This window comes from Pseudoalteromonas sp. T1lg21 (assembly GCF_002964625.1).
GTDB classification, from domain to species: domain Bacteria; phylum Pseudomonadota; class Gammaproteobacteria; order Enterobacterales; family Alteromonadaceae; genus Pseudoalteromonas; species Pseudoalteromonas gelatinilytica.
Window position 1 is genome coordinate 535076 of record NZ_PQBX01000060.1, and the last position, 21736, is coordinate 556811.

The following is a 21736-nucleotide window of genomic DNA, read 5'->3' on the forward strand; positions in this document are numbered from 1 at the left end:
AGCTAAGGGGGAAGCGTCATGCCTTTCAACGGGGCGAAATATTAATGACAGCATTGCAAAGTGTCAACATAAAAACTTCATAAATTCAAAAAAGAAGCTTATTCGATGTTTTTATGTTCGATCTGAGCAAAATGTAGCTGAAAAGCTCAACATTTTTTGCTTAGCAGCGGGGGATCTATGTCGAAAGCTTGGCTTTTTTGCATGCTTTTTGAGCAGCGGTACGTTTTTTAAAAATATAAAAAAGTTTCTTTGCATAGATATTCTTTACCAAATCGAGGAAATTACTATTAATGCAATGTTTTTTTCTCATCGTCAAAATCAAATCTAATTCTTTTTATTAGGGATCAACAGTCGCCGTTTTTTTCGAACAATTGACTTTATTGGGCATGCAAAAGTCCGTGTAATTTTTTAGGAAAAGTGAAATATAGCCTTCACGGCATTGCTGGAATTTTATTTTTAATAATTTATATCAATGGGTTAGTATCCTAAGCCGTTCTAATCTTTTCTTGTCATAGTTAACTTTGCATAGCGGTAGAACAATTTTTGCGCGTTCTTTTCGAGAAACTTATAAAAGGGTTAAAACAACAGGCTTTGGTATTCTTAGTATTAAGTGATAAACACCCGCCTTAAAAGCCTTTATATTTGCGGCTTCTAGAGAGTTATCCACGGTTTCTGTGGATAACTCTGTTTATTAAACTTTAAGAACAGCTATGGTGCTAGGATTTTCGAGGGCTACAGCAATTTCAAGTATTTAATTCATTTTTTTTAATTATTTAAAAATCAGAGGGTTATTGTTTTTATCTGAAGCCTTGCTGAATTGATGAGTAAATTTATTCGTGACGATGAAATGGCGCTATTTATTGTGTAAAAAAACAGCGATAGCTGCCTTTTAATTGTAACAAAGCTATTAAACTTGTTTTTATATTGTTTTTTATAGGGGTTGGCCGTTATTTTTATGTCAAAGCGTCAAAAGTAATAGTTTTGTGTATGAATTTTGATTCTGTTAATAAAGCATAGCTTGCAAGGGAAGGATGCTTTAAACTTACAGGTTCAGAAAAAGAGGCAAAGTATTCCCATGAGCGTGAAACCGCAGAGCAAAACTAAACCTGATCTTTTAAACTCACCCATTCTGCCAACCTTGAAAAAAATGACCATTCCTATGATCTTCGGAATGATCACTCTGATGATGTTTAATTTGGTTGATACCTTCTTCATTAGTTTATTAGGCACCGAACCTCTTGCTGCTGTCAGTTTTACCTTTCCTGTAACCTTTACTGTAATTAGCCTTGCAATCGGCTTAGGGATAGGCACTTCAGCCGTGATAGCCAGAGCTCTCGGTAGCGATAAATTAGATGAAGCACGCTTTGATGCTAGCATGTCGTTACTGGTGTCGGTGGTGATGGTGTTTAGTCTTTCTGTGGTGGGCTATCTATTAATAGAGCCTATCTTTAAGTTATTAGGTGCAGGTGAACAAGTCTTGCCGCTTATCCACGACTATATGAGTGTGTGGTTCTTAGGGAGTGTATTTTTAATTACCCCTATGGTTGGCAACTCAGTGCTCAGAGCCAGTGGTGATACCAAAACACCGAGTATTGTCATGGGGGGAGCGGGGCTCATTAATGCCATCTTAGACCCTATGCTTATTTTTGGATTTGGGCCTATTCCTGCCCTAGGTATTCAAGGTGCTGCGATTGCCAGTGTTATTGCATGGTCAGTTGCGGTGGTTATTATTTTATACATTCTTGCGGTAAAAAATGGCTTATTAAGCCTGCATTCTGGTATGCAAACACCGCTTAGTTCGATTCGTAAAATTCTTAAAATTGGTTTGCCTGCGGCTGGTGCAAATATGCTGACACCTATTGCCATGGCGGTTATGACAGCATTAGTGGCTAAACATGGTCCTGAAGCGGTTGCGGCGTTTGGTGTAGGTAGTCGCATTGAATCTATCGCAAGCCTTGTGGTGCTTGCGTTATCAATGACCTTACCGCCATTTGTGAGTCAAAACTTTGGGGCAGGTAAGTTTGAACGAGTGAAAGAAGCCTACACAAAAACCCTGAAATTCGTGATGATTTGGCAGTTCGCTATTTATATAGTGTTGCTATTAGCCTCAGGCTTTATTGCTGATGTGTTTGGTAAAGAGCAAGCGGTAATGGATGTGATTAAGTTGTTCATCTATATCTTACCGCTAAGCTATGGCTTACAAGGGGTGATTATTTTATCTAATTCTTCATTTAATGCCCTGCATAAACCAATGAATGCACTGATTTTAAGTGTGGTACGCCTGTTTGTTTTTTATGTTCCTTTTGCTTATATAGGCAGTGAATTTGCGGGCTTGAGTGGTTTATTTATTGGTGCTGCGATTGGTAACTTATTTACTGCAACCTTGGCTTATAAGTGGTTTATTAAAGAAGTTGATGGATTAAGCGAGTCATATATGAAGGAGTGCCATTCATGAGCGACCATTTCCAGCTAGTTTCAAAATTTCAGCCAAATGGCGACCAGCCAACGGCCATTGCACAATTAAAAGAGGGTCTAGAGGCCGGCCTTGCGCATCAAACATTATTAGGGGCTACGGGAACGGGTAAAACCTTCACCATGGCGAATATCATTAATGATTTGAATCGACCAACCATTATCATGGCGCACAACAAAACACTCGCTGCACAGCTTTATGGTGAGATGAAGGAATTTTTTCCTCATAATGCGGTTGAGTATTTTGTATCTTATTATGATTATTATCAGCCAGAAGCTTATGTTGTAGCCAGCGACACCTTCATTGAAAAAGACGCCTCTATCAATGAACACATTGAACAAATGCGTTTAAGTGCCACCAAAGCGCTACTTGAACGACGTGATACCATTATTGTGGCATCGGTGTCTGCTATTTATGGTTTGGGTGACCCTGACTCATATATGAAGATGATGCTATTGCTGAAAGTGGGTGAAACCGTTAATCAGCGCGATATGCTGCGTCGTCTTGCTGAGCTGCAATATACACGCAACGATATTGAATTTAGCCGCGGTACATACCGTGTACGTGGCGAAGTGGTCGATATATTTCCTGCTGAATCGGATACTTACGCAGTTCGTGTCGAGATGTTTGACGATGAAATTGAACGCTTAAGTATTTTTGACCCGCTTACAGGAGCCGTTGAAAAGCACATTGTACGCGCGACTATTTATCCGAAAACGCACTATGTAACACCCCGTGAAAAAATTCTCGATGCCATTGATAAAATTAAAGATGAGCTTAAAGACCGCCGAGCTCAGTTACTCAGTGCCAACAAACTTGTAGAAGAGCAACGTATTGCTCAGCGCACCCAATACGATATTGAAATGATGACCGAGCTTGGTTATTGCTCAGGCATCGAAAACTATTCGCGTTACTTATCGGGTAGAACACCGGGCGATCCGCCGCCGACATTGCTTGATTACTTACCCGATGATGCATTGATGATTATTGATGAATCACACGTTACTGTGTCGCAAATTGGTGCTATGTATAAAGGCGATAGAAGCCGTAAAGAAAACCTTGTTGAGTATGGCTTTCGCTTGCCATCGGCATTAGATAACCGTCCATTACGCTTTGAAGAATTTGAAGCCATCGCACCGCAAACTATTTATGTGTCGGCAACACCTGGTGACTTTGAGCTTGAGCGCTCATCAGGGGAGGTTGCAGAGCAGGTTATTCGTCCAACCGGACTTATTGATCCTGAAATCGAAGTGCGCCCTGTGGGCAGCCAAGTTGATGACTTACTTTCTGAGATCTATAAACGAGTTGAAGTGAACGAGCGGGTACTTGTGACCACTTTAACTAAGCGTATGGCCGAGGATTTAACCGACTATCTCAACGACCATGACGTAAAAGTGCGCTATTTGCACTCAGACATCGACACTGTTGAACGGGTTGAAATTATCCGTGATTTACGTGCTGGTGTGTTTGATGTGTTAGTGGGCATTAACTTATTGCGAGAAGGTCTCGACATGCCAGAAGTGTCACTGGTGGCGATACTTGATGCCGATAAAGAAGGTTTCTTACGTTCGACTCGTTCGCTTATACAAACAATAGGACGTGCCGCTCGTCACTTAAATGGTAAAGCAATTCTGTATGGCGACCGCATCACTAATTCAATGCGACAAGCCATTGATGAAACAGACCGCCGCCGTGAAAAACAACAAGCTTATAACCTTGAACATGGTATAGAGCCACAAGCACTGGTGAAAAGCATCACCGACATTATGGATGTCGGCGAAGAAGCAAGTCCTAAAGACAACCTTAAAGTGGTGCGTAAAGAGTCTAAGAAAGTGCTCAGTGCAAAAGATATTGCCAGCCAAATCAAAGCCCTTGAAGCGAAAATGCATGCCTATGCAAGCGATCTTGAATTTGAAAAAGCGGCGTCTGTGCGTGATGAAATTCACGAATTACAACAACAGTTAATTAATTAAAGATGATGACAAACGATTATTCTGCCATTTTAAATGCCTTATCAGAGGCTCCTCTTGCTGCAAATGAACTATGTCGTGTATTTCATGGCCGTGGCCACTCAGTGGCTGAGCTGAGTCACATTAACGTAGACTTTTATCCGCCAGCACTCTTTTTAGTTTCGTACGAAGAAATAGATGATCAGATACTTGCACAGTTAACGGATACCCTGTGGCAATGGGCACAAGAGAATGCCCCAGAGCTTGTGAGTGCATTGGTTTACCAGCAACGCAGCGGCATTAACACCCGTAATGCCCTTATGTTTGGTGAATTACCGCAAGAGCATTTAGTGAGTGAAAACGGCATTAAGTTTAAAGTCGATTTATTGAGTCGCCAAAATACCGGGATTTTCCCTGATATGCGCCGTGGCCGTGAGTTTGTTCAAGCCAATAGTAAAAATGCAAAAGTGCTCAACCTATTTTCATATACATGTGGCTTCTCTGTTGCAGCAATGCAGGGTGGGGCAGACCAAGTTATTAATATGGACATGAATAAAGGTGTGCTGCGCACGGGTAAACAAAATCATCAGCTAAATGGTTTTGAGCAAGGTGTGAGTTATTTCCCGCACGATATTTTAAAATCATTTGGTAAACTAAAAAAATCAGCGCCCTATGAATTGATCATCGTTGATCCACCTAGCTTCCAAAAGGGCAGCTTTATATTGACTAAGGATTATCAAAAAATTCTACGTCGTTTACCTGAGCTGTTGAATGAAAACACCCAGTTATTACTGTGTGCCAATAGCCCTGAGCTTTCAGAGCAGGCGTTTAAAGATCTCATTACCGAGCATACACAAGGTGCAATTAGTTTTGTTGAGCGACTAGCTCCTACAGATGGCTTTGTTGAGGTAGACAGTGATCGCAGCTTAAAAGCGTTAGTTTATAAAACAGCAAACTAATGGCACTGAGTAAACGGCTTTCAGCCATCGTTGATGTGGTTGATTCAGATTATGATGAGATCTGGGATTGTTGCTGCGATCACGGTTTGTTAGGGATTGAGCTTTTACAGCAAGATAAAGCACCGCTTATACATTTTGTCGATATTGTGCCTGAGTTGATGCAGGCACTAAGTGATAAACTCGAACGTTTTGCTACAAGTGAGCAACGCGGTCGTTGGCAGGTACATTGCCAAGATGTGGCAATGATTACACCAGACCCACAAAAACGCCACCTAGTTATTATTGCTGGGGTGGGCGGAGAGTTGTTAGTGCAGTTCTTAGCGAAGATTGTCAGTCAACAGCCAAATACGCATATCGACTTTATTGTTTGCCCGGTGCATCACAGTTATCAAGTTCGCAGCTATTTACAAACACTGCCATTGGGGCTCATCTCTGAGCAGTTGGTGTGTGAAAACAAACGCTTTTATGAAATCATCGTAATGAGTGCGTCATCTTCGCAGCCGATCACGCGAGTCGGGCAGCAAATGTGGCAGCTGACAAGTAAAGAGCACCAAACGTATTTAAAGCAGTTATGTGCTCATTACCAACGTATGTTAAATCAAGACGCCGATTATTATCAGCCTGTGCTTGAACAATACAGTGCATTATTATCTTAATTAGAGCTAACTTAATTAGAGTTAATTAAAGTTTATTAATCTCTTGTTTTACGTTGTAGCTTGAATCGGTGACAATGGCTTCGAGCGTTTGCACACGCTCTCTTAACTCTTGCAGCTCTTTTGTTACTTCGGCTACATGTTCGTTGGCTTCTTTTGAATTTTTTAAAGTTCGTGATTTAAACTCAAGGTGTTTTTTATACATATCATAAATTACCCCAGAGCCAACTGATATCAGCACGATTAACACCACCATGGTAGTACCTGACATACACTTCTCCTTCCTTTTTAGTACCCAATACCAATTCACTATAATACTTAATCATTTTGAGGGATTAAACCTGTCGTTAACTGCGTTAAAAATTTCTCATTTAGAACAACTAAATAACGAAATTTTTGCCTTGTTATCAACGAGGTTTTATTGCCTCAAAATAGACTACTTAATTAAGCGAATTGGTATAATAGAGTATAGATTGTATTTAAAAATGCAATTTGCATTCTGTTACAAGGTGTTTCGTTTTAGAAACGGCTTGATGCGAATAAAGCCCGTGACCAACATGGTACCTGCGATAACACACAGTGCGCCAACTAAGGTATTGGGACCAATTTGCTCATCTAAAATTAGATTACCCCATACTATGCCAAAAAGTGGAATCAAAAAAGTAACAGTCAGCGCTGAGGTTGGGCCAATGTCATCAATCAAACGAAAGAACAAGATATACGCTATCGCTGTACACAGTACACCGAGTGCGAGTACCCCAAGCATAACCTCGTTACTTGGCATTTCTCTGGCAGGAATAACAAAAATAAGCGGCAGTACCATAATACTCGCCGCCCACATACTGCCATGGGCATTATCAAAAGCTGATAACTTTGGGGCATGTTTGGTGTAATGAGATGCGATGGCATAGCTTAGTGAAGCACACAGTGCTGCAACAATGGCCGTGATGGCTTGGCTGTCGATAGTCAGGCTATTTTGTCCTACCAAAATGGCCACGCCCGTTAAACCTAACAGTAAGCCAAGCAACATACTTTTAGTGGGCTTCGTTTTAGTCCATACAATACCTACGATGGCGCCCCAAATTGGCGTTGTTGAGTTTAATATGGATAAGGTAGATGCATTAATTGTTTGTGCTGCAAAGGCAAACAATAAAAAGGGAATGGCGGAATTAAGCGCGCCAATAATGAAAAAATGCTTTTTGTGGGTCGTGAAAGCCAGTTTCTTGCGTAAGTACAGCGCAAAAATAAACAGTGTTATTGCTGCAAAGCCGACTCTTAACTCTATTAATACTGCAGGGCCTAAGCTATTCGCTGCCATGCGCATAAATAAGAAGGAAGCGCCCCAAATAGCAGCAAGGATGAACAGGCGTAATAAACTTGGCAATGACATGGTTTTACATTCTTAAATTATAAAACCTGAGCATAACAAATTTATGCCCCAATACTCGCCATTTTCGGACTATTAATCAGTTGATTGGGGAAGTTTCTTTTCAAAGTCAGATTTAACGATTTCTAGAGCGGCTAATACGTCTTCGGCAGGTACGTCGTTTTGTTCTAAGAGCATAATAAGATCAACAGCAATTTTGATGTAGTTAGGCGCGCTATCTAACTCATTACTCATTTTTGCAGTTCCTTTTTCTTAGCAACTTGGCTGATCGCTACATCGATGGCCGTTTGCACTTGTTGCTCCATTCTAATACGTTCTGTTTGCGGTAAATAAAATTCCATGTCGACATCGTAACGGATGTAACGGGCAGGCAGTTGGTTTAATACGGTGCAGCATAAATCTGCCATAATATCATCACTGTAAGTCGATTCTAAGTTGCGTTTAGTGATGTCTTCGACAACTAATTTTTCATAGTAGTTGTGAATGTCGTCATGCATTTTCATACAAAATAAGCCTAATTAAACAGTCACTTTTAGTGTATACCAAGCTTTAAAATAAATCGACAGCCGCCCTAAAAAGCTGACCATGAACATCAACCAAACGGCTTACATTTCGTTGATAGCCACCGCCCATGGCTGCAAAGACTGGGATTTCTGCTTGCTTTGCTTGGCTTAATACAAAATGGTCACGCTGGTACACGCCTTCTAAACTCACTTGAAAGTGTCCTAATTCGTCATCCGAAGCGATGTCTGCGCCAGCGTTATACAAAATGATGTCTGGCTGGTGGAGTCTAATTGTTAGGGCTAAAGCTTGTTTTACTGTTTCAAGGTATTCAGTATCTGAAGTGCCATGCTCTAAAGCAAAATCGTAGTTTGATTGCTGTTTAATTCGCGGGAAGTTTTGCTGACAATGAATAGAGCAGCTAATGATCTGGGGATGTACTTGTGTAACTTCGGCTGTGCCATCACCTTGGTGAACGTCACAGTCAAAGATTAATACGGTGTCGGCTTGCTCTGTATCAATTAAGTGTGCTGCGGCTATCGCCAAGTCATTGAATATACAAAAACCACTACCATAGCTTGTAAAAGCATGATGATAACCACCACTTAGATTAAAAGCCGCACCCTGTTGCAAAGCAAACTCAGCGCCTTGAATACTCGCGCCAACAGAGTAAAGTGTTCGTTCAACCAATTGAGTGGACCAAGGAAAGCCCATTTTTTTAATTGCTTTGCTATCAAGACTGCCAGTTAAAAAAGCGTCGACATAGTCGGGGTTATGGCACAGAGTAAGCTGCGCTTTAGTGGCTTGTTGTGGGGTAATGAAGTGCTGCTCATCAATAAAGTTGCTGACAAGCTGTTTTAACAAGCGATATTTATCAATGGGAAAGCGGTGACGCTCTGGTAAAGCTAACGCTGAATAACTTGGATGATAGTAAAACATTATCTCAGCTGCTGTTTCTCGACCTGTTGAATTTTGTCTTCAGTGGCAGAAATGGCTTTACGACAACGACCAAGTCTTGCATGTAAAGCTAATATTTCTTTATTAATTTCGGTTGCTTGCTGTGAATTTGCTGCGTCGAGCTTAAGCTTTCGCTCTTCGATCATCAAAACTAAGCGGCGTTCAAACTCATGGTTTTGCTTGAGTTCGTCATACAATTCATGAGATGACTGAATGATTTTTTGCACGGCTTGCTTGTAAACCTGTGGCTTTGCTTTTGGCTTAAAGCTGTATTTATTTTCTTTAGCCCAAACCGGGGTTGATTTGATCACATTAAACACCGCTTCTACCTGAAGGGTAATACGCTCAAGCGCATATTGATAGGCATGGCGATGCTCAGCTGGCGGCAGGCTGTTAAGCTCATCTTCAATTTCGGTTACATAGTCGGCTAACTTCATACTTTTTGTGCTAAACACGGCTTTATCAAACAAACTTGGTTGGGCTTGCATGTAGCGATTTTTTGCAAATAAATTACCCTTATCAAATTGCACGGCTAACTGTTTTAGCCGTTCAATTTGTGACCGTAGTTTATCAAAAGCAGTTGATTGCATTTATAAATATGCCTCATAGATTAACTTTAATGCTAACACTATAACCACAGTGTTAAACACTGGGCGGATCATTTTACCACCAAACTTAATTGCTGAATGTGCACCTAGCCATGCACCTAGCATTAAGAAAAAGCCCATTGTGATGCCAAGTAAAAAGTTCACATGACCAAGCGCGACGAAGGTGATCAATGAAATAAAGTTTGAAACAAAATTCATTGAACGGGCAAGGCCACAGTTAAGCAATAAGCTCATTTTATATAATAGGCTATTTGATGCGGTCCAAAAGGTACCAGTACCTGGGCCTGCTAAGCCATCAAAAAAACCAAGTCCTAGACCTTGCAGCCATTGTTTAACTTTAGTTTTACCATCAAGCTCAGGTAACTCGTTATGCTCAGTTGTACTTAAACTGCCAAATAAACTGTAACAAGCGACTAAAATAATCACCACCGGTAGTAATTTATTTAAAAATTCAATACTTAAGTAATCAACCACTAAAGTACCTATGAGTGCACCAATGGCTGTTGCAACAATGGAAGCAGCCCAAAACCGTGGGTTGAACAACTTTTTACGAAAATACGTTACGCTGGCCGTCAATGAACCAAAACTTGCTGCAAGTTTATTGGTCCCTAAGGTGAGGTGGGGCGGTAAGCCTGCGGTTAATAGCGCGGGTACTGTTAACATGCCACCACCGCCTGCAATTGCATCGATAAAGCCCGCTGCTAGTGCGACTGCGCATAATAGTGCCCAGGTTGTTGGGTCTAAAGCTAATTCAAACATTAATAATCAATTTGTCTTTTAAAAGGTGGCAAGGTATCGAGCATGGCTTTGCCATATCGCTTGGTCACTAGTCGGCGATCAAGGATAGTAATGCGACCCTGATCATTTTCTTTGCGCAGCAGTCTACCACAGCTTTGTACTAATTTCTTTGCCGCATCAGGTACGGTTATCGAAAGAAACGGGTTGCCACCTTTACTTTGCACAAACTCAGCCTGAGCTTCTTCTATTGGTGAGGTAGGCACCGCAAATGGAATTTTTGTTATTACCAGGTTTTCTAAGTACTTACCTGGTAAATCAAGACCTTCAGATAAACTTTGAGTGCCAAATAAATAGCTAGCACGGCCTAAATCTACATTGGCTTTATGTTTTTTCAACAGTGTTTCACGAGACATTTCACCTTGCACTAAGATCTCAATTCCTTTGCTACGCAGCGCTTTAACAACATGATCCATTTGCCAATAAGAGGCAAACAACACTAAATTAGCTTTTTTATCATCAAGGAACTTAGGTAATTGCTCAGCCAAGTGGTCGCTAAACGCTTTATCGGTCGGCTCAATATGACTTGCAGGAATATGCAACGTCGCTTGTTTTGGGTAATCAAACGGAGAAGGGACTTTTATGTATTTTACTCCTTCTTCTTTGGCAAGACCGCATTCATAGGCAAAGTGATCAAATGAACCCAATGCAGTTAAGGTGGCTGAACAAAGTACGGCACCCGCACATTGATTCCATAATTTATCTTTTAGGTAATAGCCAACTTCAATAGGGCAATCACTGAGTAAATGGTCGTGATGGTTCTTATATTCCAAGCGTTTTATCCATCGCGCATGGGGAATACCTTCGCCTTTTGTGGCGTAGCTAAACCACAGCTTGTTCAATAACTCTAAGCGATTAATGTACTGACCACTTTCAGCCAAGATTGGATCAGCCACATAAGGTTTTATATCGCCATCACTTACGTCTTGAACTAAGGTGTCATGCATCTTGTTGAGTGCTCTTAGGGCATCAAGGGTGGCATCGCTAATATCTTTTGCTTTGGCATGTAAAGAAGCAGGGATTTCACCATGTTCAAAACGATAGGTGTCATCACTGTTATAATTAAAGTCTGCGTTATCAAGAATATCACGCACCACTTTTAAGTTTTTACCAGCATCATTGATACTGTCACTGAGCTTAAAATTTTGCCCAATCGCTTTTTGACCTACGAGCACATTAGCCATTTTACCAGCAAATTTAACCAGCTTGTCGAGCCAATCTATGGTGCCTTTAATGGTTGCTGCAGCAGAAGAAAAATCGCGGGTGATGTGCGCTAAATGGTGCGCTTCATCGATTACATAAATCGTATCGTCAGGTTCAGGTAGAATTTTACCGCCACCCAAATCAAGATCAGCCAGTAATAGAGAATGGTTGATCACTAGCACATCCATTTGCATCAGACGCTGACGCGCCATATGAAAAGGGCAGAGCTGATGAGCGCGCATTTGTCGTTGGCATGAGTGCTTATCACAGGCAATTAAATTCCACACTTTATCAGGAATAGTATCAGCCCAGCTATCGCGGTCGCCTTGCCATTGCTTTTTTGAATAAGCATCATAAAGTTGCTTTAAGCATTTGGTTTCCATATCTGAAAGCGGCGATGATAGGGTCGGCATAAACTCCATTTGCGTTTGACTGTCGCCATTTACAGCAGCACTGAGTTTTTGTGCGCAGATATAACGCTGTCGACCTTTCACTAAATCAAACTTAATGTCGAGGCCAGAGTGCTCTTTAAAAAAAGGCAGCTCCTTACTAATTAACTGCTCTTGAAGGGCAACGGTTGCCGTCGAAATCACTAATTTCTTTTTCTTGGCCATCGCCAAAGGCAATGCCCCTAGACAATACGCCAGCGACTTGCCGGTGCCGGTGCCTGCTTCAATAACACAAATTCGTTGGCTCTTGTGATATTCGCCAGCCAGCGTTTTTGCAATTTCGGCAACTAAATAGTTCTGGCTGCTTCGAGGGCGGTAATCGGTGAGGTTATCAGCAACATGCTTATGAATTTGCCGAATTGTTTTTTTTAAAGAGTCAGAAAGCATGCCCAGAAAACCTAAAGTATGTATATAATTACAGTAATGAATTTTAGAGATTTAACTGGGCAACTACAAGCGACTTGTTACTTTAATTAGTTAATCAACTTAGTTTTGCTTAACTAACATGCCTAAATCATCGAAAAAAGGTTTAATTACATGCGGTTAGCCTCTGGCTTTATTCTTTCCACTCAATGCTATGATAGCGCTAAGGGCATTTCGATTGTGGTGTGGATTTTGTCTAAACAAGGGCCTGTAAAACTAATAAGCACACCACAAAGAGCTGTGTTCTTTATTAATGAATCTCAAATAGACGCTGCGAATAGAGTGTTCTCAGAGCATGGTATTTTTTGTGAAATTAAACCTGTGGCACTGAAGAGCTTTATGCAACAACAAGTTGTTTCTTGTAACTTTTCCTCATTAAAGCACTATTACAATGCAGCGAAACGACTCAAAGCGCAGCATATAAAAGTATATGAAGATGATATTCGTCCTATTGATAGATTTTTAATGGAACGTTTCATTAAAGGGTCAGTTTGGGCTCAAGGAAGACAAATAAAAAGTTACCCATATCCAGTTTTAACAGATACTAAGTTCAAAAAAAATAACGATTTTACGCCCCAGTTTTCAAGTTTGTCACTCGATATAGAATGTAATGGTGAAGGAGTGCTATTTTCAATAGGTCTAGTTGGGGCAAACATCGATACAGTATTGATGATAGGCCAGCCACAAGATACCAGTGAACTTGAATTTAACCTTCATTGGTGTGTGGATGAAATTGATTTACTCAATCAGCTTTGTATGCACATTGAAACTGTCGACCCAGATGTGATCATTGGTTGGAACGTGATTGAATTTGACTTTAGTGTTTTACATGCCCGTGCTGAAGCACTCGGTGTCGAATTACCGCTTGGCCGCAATAAAGAAAAAATGAAGCTGCGGCAAGGAAATTTTACCCGTATTACAATACCTGGCCGTGTAGTTGTAGATGGGATTGATACCCTAAAAAACGCCACCTATCACTACGACAGTTTTAGCCTTGCTAATGTAGCAAGTATTGAGCTTGGCGAAGAAAAACTGATCAGTACGGATAATCGCCTAGAAGAAATTATTCGCCAGTTTAATGAAGACAAACTGTCTCTTGCAAATTACAACAGACAAGATTGCATGTTAGTGCTGCGAATTTTTGAGAAACTTAAATTACTCGATTTTGCTGTTGTGAGAAGCCAACTCACCGGACTTGAATTAGAACGAATGGGCGGCTCAGTTGCCGCCTTCACTAACCTTTATTTGCCGCTACTACATAGAAGTGGCTATGTAGCCCCTAATTTAGGCGATCATGGGTTAAGTTTTGACAGCCCAGGTGGTTATGTCATGTCATCGCAGCCTGGCCTATATAAGAATATCTTGGTGCTTGATTACAAAAGCCTCTATCCATCAATAATGCGCACATTTTGTATAGACCCTCTTGGTCTAATTGAAGGTTTAAAAAAGCCAGATGACGCAATCGAAGGTTTTAACCAAGCACAGTTTTCACGTACTGAGCACCATCTGCCAGAGCTTATTCGTGAACTGTCAGCAACAAGACAAATAGCCAAAGATAAAAACCAGCCTATGCTCTCGCAGGCAATTAAAATCATCATGAATAGTTTATACGGTGTACTTGGCTCTAAAGGTTGTCGTTTTTATGACCCGAGATTGTCGAGCTCAATTACTTTGCGTGGCCATGAAATAATGCAAACAACTAAGCAATGGATAGAAGAGTGGGGTTATGAAGTCATTTATGGCGATACGGATTCGACGTTTGTTAAACTTGATGATGATCTAAATCCACTAAACTGTAATGAAATCGGTACGAAACTGGCAGGAAAAATTAACAAACGCTGGCAGCTCGTTTTGCAGCAAGACTATAAAATAGACAGTTTCTTAGAAATTGAGTACGAAACCCACTACAGCCCATTTTTTATGCCCACAATTAGAGGTAAAACAATGGGTTCAAAAAAGCGCTATGTAGGAAAAGTTGAAAAAAATGGCGCTTCAAAATTAGTCTTCAAAGGCATGGAAACTGTTCGAAGTGATTGGACTGAGCTTGCCCATAAGTTTCAAACAGAATTATTTGAGATTTTATTCGGCGAAAATTATAGCCAAGAATTAATAATTCAAACCTTTGATAAATATGTTGAAAAACTCTATGCAGGTGAATTCGACGCCATGTTAGTTTACCGAAAACGCTTAGGTCAGCATTTAATTGATTATCAAAAAAATATCCCTCCCCATGTAAAAGCTGCTAAACAGTATTTAGCTGACAATCCCCACCTAGCGTTTCAACGTGGTCAAATAATTGAATATGTTTACACCGCTAACGGCGCTGAGTACTACACAGGTCAACATAACTATGATTATGGCATTTATGTTAATAAGCAATTATTGCCAATTGCTGAGATGATAGTTGTGAAATTAGGTACTTTAGTTCCCTCGGTAAAAAACAAGCAAATTCAACTATTTTAAAGCTGATAATTAATCGGTTGTCCCTTTTTTATGGGTTTTATAGATGTTTTGAGGGTGAATTGGTTTGTATGAATTTTGCGCAATACATTAAATATTAGTTTCATTTACGGTTTTTTATTAATTTTTTATAAACAAATGTCTGGATATTTTGTTTAATTTGTTTATTATTTGTTGGTCGCAGTCCTGATGCGATAACAAATAATAAACAAGCTTATGCTAAATATAACCACAATAGAGTGGTCCAGGGAGAATCAAATGTTAAATAATCAAGTTTCTAAAGCAGTTCGTTTAGCGATTGCTTTTGGTGCTGCATCAACAGCTGCATTTTCTGCATCGACTGTTGCGGCTGAAGATGATAGCGCAGAAAAAGTTGAGCGTATTCAGGTAACTGGTTCACGTATCAAACGTACCGACCTTGAAGGTGCATCACCTGTAATCAGCATCACATCTGCTGATATCAAAATGGAAGGTGACTTCACTGTAGCTGACGCGCTTCGTTCAAGCTCACTGAACTCATTCGGCTCATTCTCAGAGCGTTCAGGTAGCTCTGCTCAGTCTCAAGCAACAATTAACTTACGTGGTGCAGGCTCACGTCGTACACTTGTACTATTAAATGGTCGTCGTTTCCCTGGCTCGCCAACACTAGGTGGCGCGTCAGCTAACTTAAATGCTATTCCAATGGCTGCTGTTGAGCGTATCGATATCATGACTGAAGGTGCATCTTCTATTTATGGTTCTGATGCAATGGCAGGTGTTGTTAACGTTATCTTAAAAGATAACTACGAAGGTTTAAGCTTCAACATCGGTGCTGGCCATCGTGACCAAGACGAAGGTACTACATCTTCTGAGTTTTCTGTTGTAGGTGGTATCTCAAACGATAAAGGTAACATCACATTTGCATACGATTACCAAAAGCGTGAAGGTATCAGTGATGGCGCACGTGACTACACTAAAGCTAAAATCGGTGATTTAGATGGTGATGGTGATATCGAAGCATACACTGCAGATACTGTTGGTTGGTCTTACTATGGTGCAACAGTACTTTCACCTGATTTCTCACAAGCACAAGCATCACTACTTTGTGATGACTTAATTGCAGAGTACGGTGAAAATACATTCCGTCGTGTAGATGCAAACGAAGACTGGGGTCCTGGTTCTGAATACTGTATGTATGCTTACGCAAACGTATCTTATAACACAGCATCTATTGACCGTAACACGCTTTACATCAGCTCTAACTATGAAATTGCTGACAACGTAGAGTGGTTTGGTCAAACAATGTTTGTTCAAAACTCGTCATTTGGTCGTTATGCTCCACCAGCTGCTCCTTGGACAAATATGTCTGCAGACAATGAGCACAACCCATATGGCGAAGATGGTGCATACGGTTTATTCCGTTGGGTTGGTATCGGTACTCGTGACGGTAACGTAGACGACTACAATATCGATTTAACAACTGGTCTACGCGGTTCTCTTGATTGGAACAATGCGTCTTGGGAAGTTTACTATCACCGTAACAAAGCAGACAATAAGTCAGTTGGTCAATACTACCTTTCTTACTCTGGTTTAGCTTACAACCAAGCAAATGATATCGACCTAGGTTCAGAAGAAGGTACTGCTAATATGAAAGCAACGACTCTTCAAGAATCTTCTTCAACATTTGACCAATACTTTGCTGGTTTAGGTTTTGATCTATTCGAACTTCCAGGCGGTTCAGTAGCTCACTACGTAGGTATGGAATACTTCGAGCAAACTTATGCAGACATCTACGATGGTCAATCTGCAGCTGGTCTTATCGGTGGTTCAGCAGGTAACTCTTCTGAAGGTGAGCGTGATGTAACTGCATTCTTCTTCGAATCAGTACTTCCAATTACTGACACTGTGGAAGTTAACTTAAAAGCTCGTTACGATGACTATTCTGATTTCGGTGATAACATTGCTCCTGCAGTTTCTGCACGTTGGCAAGTAGCTGATAATATCGTTATTCGTGGTTCATATTCAGAGTCTTTCCGTGCTCCAGGTCTTGACCTACTTAACGCTGCACGTACATTCTCAGCTGAATCAGCTATCGATTATGCGAATGGTTCAACTACATCTCGTCAATACGATACTTATTACACACAAAACTCTGAGTTAGATGCAGAAACTTCTGATTACACTAACTTAGGTATTGCTTGGGATGTTAACGACAACCTTACTTTTAAAGTTGATTACTTCCAATTAGCAATCGACAATGTTATTCAATCTAAGTCTCTTCAGTCTTTACTTTCTGATGAAGCTGCAGGTCTAATCTCTGCGGTATCAGTAGACACAGATACTTCAAATGAAACTTTCTACTTGAAGCGTGCTGCATCAGGTACACTTGTTGAAGCAGGTACGTCTTACTTCAACGGTGCAGGTTTCGAAATTGAAGGTATCGACTTTACAATTGCTGCAAACATTGAGACTGGCTTCGGTGATTTCCGTTTCCAAAACGTAAATAGCTTCGTTCTTTCATACGACCAAGAAGTTGGTGGTGTTGTACAAGATACATCTGGCTGGTCAGGTCAACCTGAACTTAAGTCTGTTGCTACAATTGCTTGGTCTTATGAAGATCACTCGTTAGCATGGAATGCAACTTATACAGATAGCACAACTGAAACTGAAAAAGATGAAGATGGTGACGGTTACTATGAGCAATCAGGTAAGCTTGATAGCTGGTTAGTTCACAACTTAACTTACACTTACAACGCTGGTGCATACGGTGCACTAACTTTCACTGTTAATAACTTAACAGACGAAGATCCAGTGTTATCATCTAACGGTACTTGGGATAACCAAGACCTTTATAATAACTTTGGTCGTGATTACCGTGTAAGCTATTCAATCAGCTTCTAATTAAGTTTTTTGAATGCAAAAAAGGCTGAATTTATTCAGCCTTTTTTATTTATGGAGATGTTATGAGCGACCATTGGACAAATTATTGGCAGCAAGGGCATTTAACCTCTTTTGGTAATGGTTTTAAAAATAATTATAAAGGTTCACTTCAACAGTTTTGGTATCGTTTCGCAGATAAGCTAGAAGAAAATTCTGCTGTTCTAGATGTTGGAACAGGGAATGGAGCTTTAATTCAATTAATCCAAAAAGATAAACAATTAAACTGCTTTGGTATAGATCAAGCAAAAGTTCATCCTGAAGTTTCAAAAAGTATAGGTGGAACCTTTCTATCAAACACTGCCGCTGAGAATTTGCCATTTAATGATGGTGATTTTTCATGTGTAGTAGCCCAGTTTTCTTTAGAATACAGTTTAATCAATAAAAGCATTGAAGAAGTATTTCGTGTATTAAAAGGGGAAGGGGTATTTGCGTTTGTATGTCACCACCCTGAATCAATAATCGTTAAGCCAAACACCCTTATTTTAGCTGCGGCTAATTTTGTTAAAAAGAATACTACATCAACATTAACTGTTTTGGTTAGTTGCCTTGATAAGAAGGAGCTTGATTCTATTGAAGGTTACTTTGATGAAATAGAAACTGAAATTAAAAATAATTTTAAAAATGGCTCTGATGCTATGCTTGGGACTAATTTACCTGCTTTTCTAAGTTTTTTACGGAAAAATAAAAACAACAATATAGATTTCAGAAAAGCATTATCTCTGTTTTTGAATGAATTAGATTTACTTATCCTCAGGCTTACTGAGCTAGTAAACGCTGCGGATCAATCGGCAACTTTACTTAAAAAAGTCAAGGCTATTTCTATGAGTTATGAAGAAGGAACAATTTTTGATAACAAGTATGATGGGCTGTTAGCAACTTATATTATTGGCAAATCCGTTCCTTAGAGTACCTTTCTATCCTAAAAAGTAGCATTTTAAATTGGAGTGTTACTTTTTTGTATTCAGATCCTTTTTTATATTTCAGATAATTTCTCCTATCTCAATTTTGAATTTACACAATTGCACTTTTCGTCAATGAAATAACAGAATAATTAGGTTGAAGTTGGTGTTTATTTCTAATATTGGCAATTATCTTGCACTTAAAATTAACATGTTGAGCTGATTGTTGATTATGTGTTTATTATATATTTCCCCTTTAAAAACAAAGGTTAAAAAAAAGTTGACCAAAAGTTGTACCTGATATTAGTATTTGATACCTCTAAGGGGTACTTGGCTCTTTAGGGTTAAATAAATTAATAAAGTCATAACATGGATATGACCAGGGAGAATCAAATGTTAAATAATCAAGTTTCAAAAGCAGTTCGCTTAGCGATTGCTTTTGGTGCAGCTTCAACAGCAGCATTTTCTGCATCGACAGTTGCTGCTGAAGACGATAGCGCTGAAAAAGTTGAGCGTATTCAGGTAACTGGTTCACGTATCAAACGTACCGACCTTGAAGGTGCATCACCTGTAATCAGCATCACATCTGCTGATATCAAAATGGAAGGTGACTTCACTGTAGCTGACGCTCTTCGTTCAAGCTCACTGAACTCATTCGGCTCATTCTCAGAGCGTTCAGGTAGTTCTGCTCAGTCTCAAGCAACAATTAACTTACGTGGCGCAGGCTCACGTCGTACACTTGTACTATTAAATGGTCGTCGTTTCCCTGGTTCGCCAACCCTAGGTGGCGCGTCAGCTAACTTAAATGCTATTCCAATGGCTGCGGTTGAGCGTATCGATATTATGACTGAAGGTGCATCATCTATTTATGGTTCTGATGCAATGGCAGGTGTTGTTAACGTTGTATTAAAAGATAACTACGAAGGTTTAAGCTTCAACGTGGGTGCTGGCCATCGTGACCAAGACGAAGGTACTACATCTTCAGAGTTTTCTGTTGTAGGTGGTATCTCAAACGATAAAGGCAATATTACGTTTGCTTACGATTACCAAAAGCGCCAAGGTATCAGTGATGGTGCTCGTGACTACACTAAAGCACAAATCGGTGATTTAGATGGTGATGGTGATATCGAAGCTTACACTGCAGATACAGTTGGTTGGTCTTATTTTGGTGCAACTGTTTTATCTCCAGACTTTTCAGAAGCAAAAGCGTCTCTATTATGTGACGACTTAATTTCTCAATACGGCGAAGACACATTCCGTCGTGTAGATGCAAACGAAGACTGGGGCCCAGGTTCTGAATACTGTATGTATGCGTTTGGTAATGTATCTTACAATACAGCGTCTATTGACCGTAACACGCTATACATCAGCTCAAACTATGAAATTGCTGAGAACGTAGAGTGGTTTGGTCAAACAATGTTTGTTCAAAACTCATCATTCGGTCGTTATGCTCCACCTGCAGCTGAGTGGGAAAATATGTCGGCTGATAATCCTCATAACCCTTATGGTGTAGACGGCGCATACGGTCTATTCCGTTGGGTTGGTATCGGTACTCGTGACGGTAACGTAGACGACTACAATATCGATTTAACTACAGGTCTTCGTGGTGAATTTGACTGGAACAATGCATCTTGGGAAGTTTATTATCACCGTAACAAAGCAGACAATAAGTCAGTTGGTGAATACTACCTTTCTTATGCAGGTCTAGCATACAACCAAGAAAATGATATCGATTTAGGTTCTGAAGAAGGTATTGCTAATATGAAAGCAACGACACTTCAGCAGTCTTCTTCAACATTTGACCAATATTTTGCAGGTTTAGGGTTTGATCTTTTTGAATTACCTGGTGGTTCAGTAGCTCACTACGTAGGTATGGAATACTTCGAGCAAACTTATGCAGACATCTATGATGGTCAGTCAGAAGCTGGTCGAATCGGTGGTTCAGCAGGTAACTCTTCTGAAGGTAAGCGTGATGTAACAGCATTTTTCTTCGAATCGGTACTTCCTGTAACAGAAACTGTAGAGCTAAACTTAAAAGCTCGTTACGATGACTATTCTGATTTTGGCGATAATATTGCACCTGCGATTTCTGCACGTTGGCAAGTGGCTGATAACATTGTTATTCGTGGTTCATACTCAGAATCTTTCCGTGCTCCTGGTCTTGACCGTTTGAATGCTGCTCGTTCATTCTCTGCAGAAGATGCGATCGATTATAAGAATGGATCTACTACAGAGCGTCAATACAATACTTATTATACGCAAAATTCAGAGTTAGATGCGGAAGAGTCTGATTACACTAACCTTGGTATCGCTTGGGATGTAAACGACAACCTTACATTCAAATTAGATTATTTCCAATTGCAAATCGATAATGTAATTCAACAAAAGACATTACAGGCTCTTTTATCTGATGAAGCAGCAGGTCTAATCTCTGCGGTATCAGTAGACACAGATACTTCAAATGAAACTTTCTACTTGAAGCGTGCCGCTTCAGGAACGCTAATTGAAGCTGGAACATCTTACTTCAACGGTGCAGGTTTTGAAGTTGAAGGTATCGACTTTACAATTGCTGCAAACCTTGAGACAGGTTTTGGTGACTTCCGTTTCCAAAATGTAAACAGCTTCGTACTTTCTTATGAAGAAGAAGTTGGTGGTCGAGTTCAAGATACATCTGGTTGGTCAGGTCAACCTGAACTTAAGTCAGTTGCTACAATTGCTTGGTCTTATGAAGATCACTCGTTAGCATGGAATGCAACATTTACTGACAGTACAAGTGAGTTTGAAAAAGCACCTCTTGATGGAGACGGTAACCCAATTCCTGGCGCTAAATATGATGTTTCAGGTAGACTTGATAGCTGGTTAGTCCACAACTTAACATATACTTATAATGCAGGTGCATATGGTGCACTTACATTCACTGTTAATAACTTAACAGATGAAGACCCTGTATTATCATCAAATGGAACGTGGGATGATCAAGACTTATATAACAACTTTGGTCGTGATTATCGTGTAAGCTATTCAATTAGCTTCTAATTGAGTTTTATTCAAAGCAAAGGCTGAATTTATTCAGCCTTTTTTGTTTGTGGAGCTGTGATGAG

General features: G+C 40.2%; 17 protein-coding genes. 9 read left to right on the top strand and 8 right to left on the bottom strand.

Annotated features, from left to right (window positions below; all coding sequences use genetic code 11):
* The 5 genes from C2M25_RS22050 to C2M25_RS16470 form a co-directional block, all read left to right on the top strand.
* The coding region (locus tag C2M25_RS22050; protein ID WP_234003594.1) for a hypothetical protein at window positions 1-328 on the top strand (328 nt) is incomplete at its 5' end.
* Window positions 329-1075: 747 nt separating this feature from the next.
* A complete protein-coding gene (locus tag C2M25_RS16455; protein WP_105175128.1) occupies window positions 1076-2455 on the top strand; it encodes an MATE family efflux transporter in 1380 nt (459 codons plus the stop codon).
* Window positions 2452-4446 (top strand): excinuclease ABC subunit UvrB, encoded by a 1995-nt coding sequence (gene uvrB, locus C2M25_RS16460; RefSeq protein WP_063707054.1) that lies wholly within the window; start codon window positions 2452-2454, stop codon window positions 4444-4446. The genes C2M25_RS16455 and uvrB overlap by 4 nt, the downstream gene beginning before the upstream one ends.
* A 5-nt stretch (window positions 4447-4451) precedes the next feature.
* On the top strand, window positions 4452-5381 hold the full coding sequence (locus tag C2M25_RS16465; protein ID WP_105181591.1) for a class I SAM-dependent methyltransferase: 930 nt from the start codon (window positions 4452-4454) through the stop codon (window positions 5379-5381).
* On the top strand, window positions 5381-6037 hold the full coding sequence (locus C2M25_RS16470; RefSeq protein WP_105181592.1) for a tRNA (adenine(22)-N(1))-methyltransferase: 657 nt from the start codon (window positions 5381-5383) through the stop codon (window positions 6035-6037). Before C2M25_RS16465 ends, C2M25_RS16470 begins: the two co-directional genes overlap by 1 nt.
* Window positions 6038-6062: 25 nt before the next feature.
* Here C2M25_RS16470 and C2M25_RS16475 read toward each other — a convergent pair whose 3' ends face one another.
* From C2M25_RS16475 to dinG, 8 genes are all read right to left on the bottom strand, one after another.
* A complete protein-coding gene (locus C2M25_RS16475; protein ID WP_058583760.1) occupies window positions 6063-6305 on the bottom strand; it encodes a hypothetical protein in 243 nt (80 codons plus the stop codon).
* Window positions 6306-6536: 231 nt separating this feature from the next.
* A complete protein-coding gene (locus tag C2M25_RS16480) occupies window positions 6537-7424 on the bottom strand; it encodes a DMT family transporter (protein WP_105181593.1) in 888 nt (295 codons plus the stop codon).
* A gap of 72 nt (window positions 7425-7496) precedes the next feature.
* Window positions 7497-7655, bottom strand: coding sequence for a YbaM family protein (locus C2M25_RS16485; RefSeq protein WP_082874113.1), 159 nt, complete (start codon window positions 7653-7655; stop codon window positions 7497-7499).
* The gene (locus C2M25_RS16490) at window positions 7652-7924 is read right to left on the bottom strand and encodes a late competence development ComFB family protein (protein ID WP_063707060.1); all 273 of its coding nucleotides are present in this window, start codon (window positions 7922-7924) and stop codon (window positions 7652-7654) included. Before C2M25_RS16490 ends, C2M25_RS16485 begins: the two co-directional genes overlap by 4 nt.
* A gap of 46 nt (window positions 7925-7970) precedes the next feature.
* Window positions 7971-8864, bottom strand: coding sequence for a histone deacetylase family protein (locus C2M25_RS16495; RefSeq protein ID WP_171038314.1), 894 nt, complete (start codon window positions 8862-8864; stop codon window positions 7971-7973).
* Complete coding sequence (locus C2M25_RS16500) at window positions 8861-9469, bottom strand: primosomal replication protein (RefSeq protein WP_105181595.1); 609 nt, start codon at window positions 9467-9469, stop codon at window positions 8861-8863. The genes C2M25_RS16495 and C2M25_RS16500 overlap by 4 nt, the downstream gene beginning before the upstream one ends.
* Window positions 9470-10246, bottom strand: coding sequence for a TSUP family transporter (locus C2M25_RS16505; RefSeq protein WP_105175119.1), 777 nt, complete (start codon window positions 10244-10246; stop codon window positions 9470-9472).
* Complete coding sequence (gene dinG, locus C2M25_RS16510) at window positions 10246-12321, bottom strand: ATP-dependent DNA helicase DinG (protein WP_063707072.1); 2076 nt, start codon at window positions 12319-12321, stop codon at window positions 10246-10248. Before dinG ends, C2M25_RS16505 begins: the two co-directional genes overlap by 1 nt.
* Before the next feature lie 150 nt (window positions 12322-12471).
* On the opposite strand from dinG, the gene C2M25_RS16515 reads away from it, so the two are divergent.
* The 4 genes from C2M25_RS16515 (at window position 12472) to C2M25_RS16530 (ending at window position 21671) form a co-directional block, all read left to right on the top strand.
* The gene (locus C2M25_RS16515; RefSeq protein ID WP_105181596.1) at window positions 12472-14820 is read left to right on the top strand and encodes a DNA polymerase II; all 2349 of its coding nucleotides are present in this window, start codon (window positions 12472-12474) and stop codon (window positions 14818-14820) included.
* 255 nt (window positions 14821-15075) lie between these two features.
* On the top strand, window positions 15076-17697 hold the full coding sequence (locus C2M25_RS16520; RefSeq protein WP_105181597.1) for a TonB-dependent receptor domain-containing protein: 2622 nt from the start codon (window positions 15076-15078) through the stop codon (window positions 17695-17697).
* A 62-nt stretch (window positions 17698-17759) separates the two neighbouring features.
* Window positions 17760-18641, top strand: a complete 882-nt coding sequence (locus C2M25_RS16525; protein WP_105181598.1) for a class I SAM-dependent methyltransferase — start codon at window positions 17760-17762, stop codon at window positions 18639-18641.
* A gap of 387 nt (window positions 18642-19028) precedes the next feature.
* Window positions 19029-21671 carry a TonB-dependent receptor domain-containing protein gene (locus tag C2M25_RS16530; protein WP_105181599.1) on the top strand — a complete coding sequence of 881 codons (2643 nt, stop codon included), beginning with the start codon at window positions 19029-19031 and terminating at the stop codon, window positions 21669-21671.
* The last annotated feature ends 65 nt before the right edge of the window (window positions 21672-21736 follow it).

What these genes read in the sequence shown, in the direction of transcription:
- C2M25_RS16455 (WP_105175128.1), top strand. Translation starts at nt 1,076, where the DNA reads ATGAGCGTGAAACCGCAGAGCAAAACTAAACCTGATCTTTTAAACTCA.
- uvrB (WP_063707054.1), top strand. Translation starts at nt 2,452, where the DNA reads ATGAGCGACCATTTCCAGCTAGTTTCAAAATTTCAGCCAAATGGCGAC.
- C2M25_RS16465 (WP_105181591.1), top strand. Translation starts at nt 4,452, where the DNA reads ATGACAAACGATTATTCTGCCATTTTAAATGCCTTATCAGAGGCTCCT.
- C2M25_RS16470 (WP_105181592.1), top strand. Translation starts at nt 5,381, where the DNA reads ATGGCACTGAGTAAACGGCTTTCAGCCATCGTTGATGTGGTTGATTCA.
- C2M25_RS16475 (WP_058583760.1), bottom strand. Translation starts at nt 6,305, where the DNA reads ATGTCAGGTACTACCATGGTGGTGTTAATCGTGCTGATATCAGTTGGC.
- C2M25_RS16480 (WP_105181593.1), bottom strand. Translation starts at nt 7,424, where the DNA reads ATGTCATTGCCAAGTTTATTACGCCTGTTCATCCTTGCTGCTATTTGG.
- C2M25_RS16485 (WP_082874113.1), bottom strand. Translation starts at nt 7,655, where the DNA reads ATGAGTAATGAGTTAGATAGCGCGCCTAACTACATCAAAATTGCTGTT.
- C2M25_RS16490 (WP_063707060.1), bottom strand. Translation starts at nt 7,924, where the DNA reads ATGAAAATGCATGACGACATTCACAACTACTATGAAAAATTAGTTGTC.
- C2M25_RS16500 (WP_105181595.1), bottom strand. Translation starts at nt 9,469, where the DNA reads ATGCAATCAACTGCTTTTGATAAACTACGGTCACAAATTGAACGGCTA.
- C2M25_RS16505 (WP_105175119.1), bottom strand. Translation starts at nt 10,246, where the DNA reads ATGTTTGAATTAGCTTTAGACCCAACAACCTGGGCACTATTATGCGCA.
- dinG (WP_063707072.1), bottom strand. Translation starts at nt 12,321, where the DNA reads ATGCTTTCTGACTCTTTAAAAAAAACAATTCGGCAAATTCATAAGCAT.
- C2M25_RS16515 (WP_105181596.1), top strand. Translation starts at nt 12,472, where the DNA reads ATGCGGTTAGCCTCTGGCTTTATTCTTTCCACTCAATGCTATGATAGC.
- C2M25_RS16520 (WP_105181597.1), top strand. Translation starts at nt 15,076, where the DNA reads ATGTTAAATAATCAAGTTTCTAAAGCAGTTCGTTTAGCGATTGCTTTT.
- C2M25_RS16525 (WP_105181598.1), top strand. Translation starts at nt 17,760, where the DNA reads ATGAGCGACCATTGGACAAATTATTGGCAGCAAGGGCATTTAACCTCT.
- C2M25_RS16530 (WP_105181599.1), top strand. Translation starts at nt 19,029, where the DNA reads ATGTTAAATAATCAAGTTTCAAAAGCAGTTCGCTTAGCGATTGCTTTT.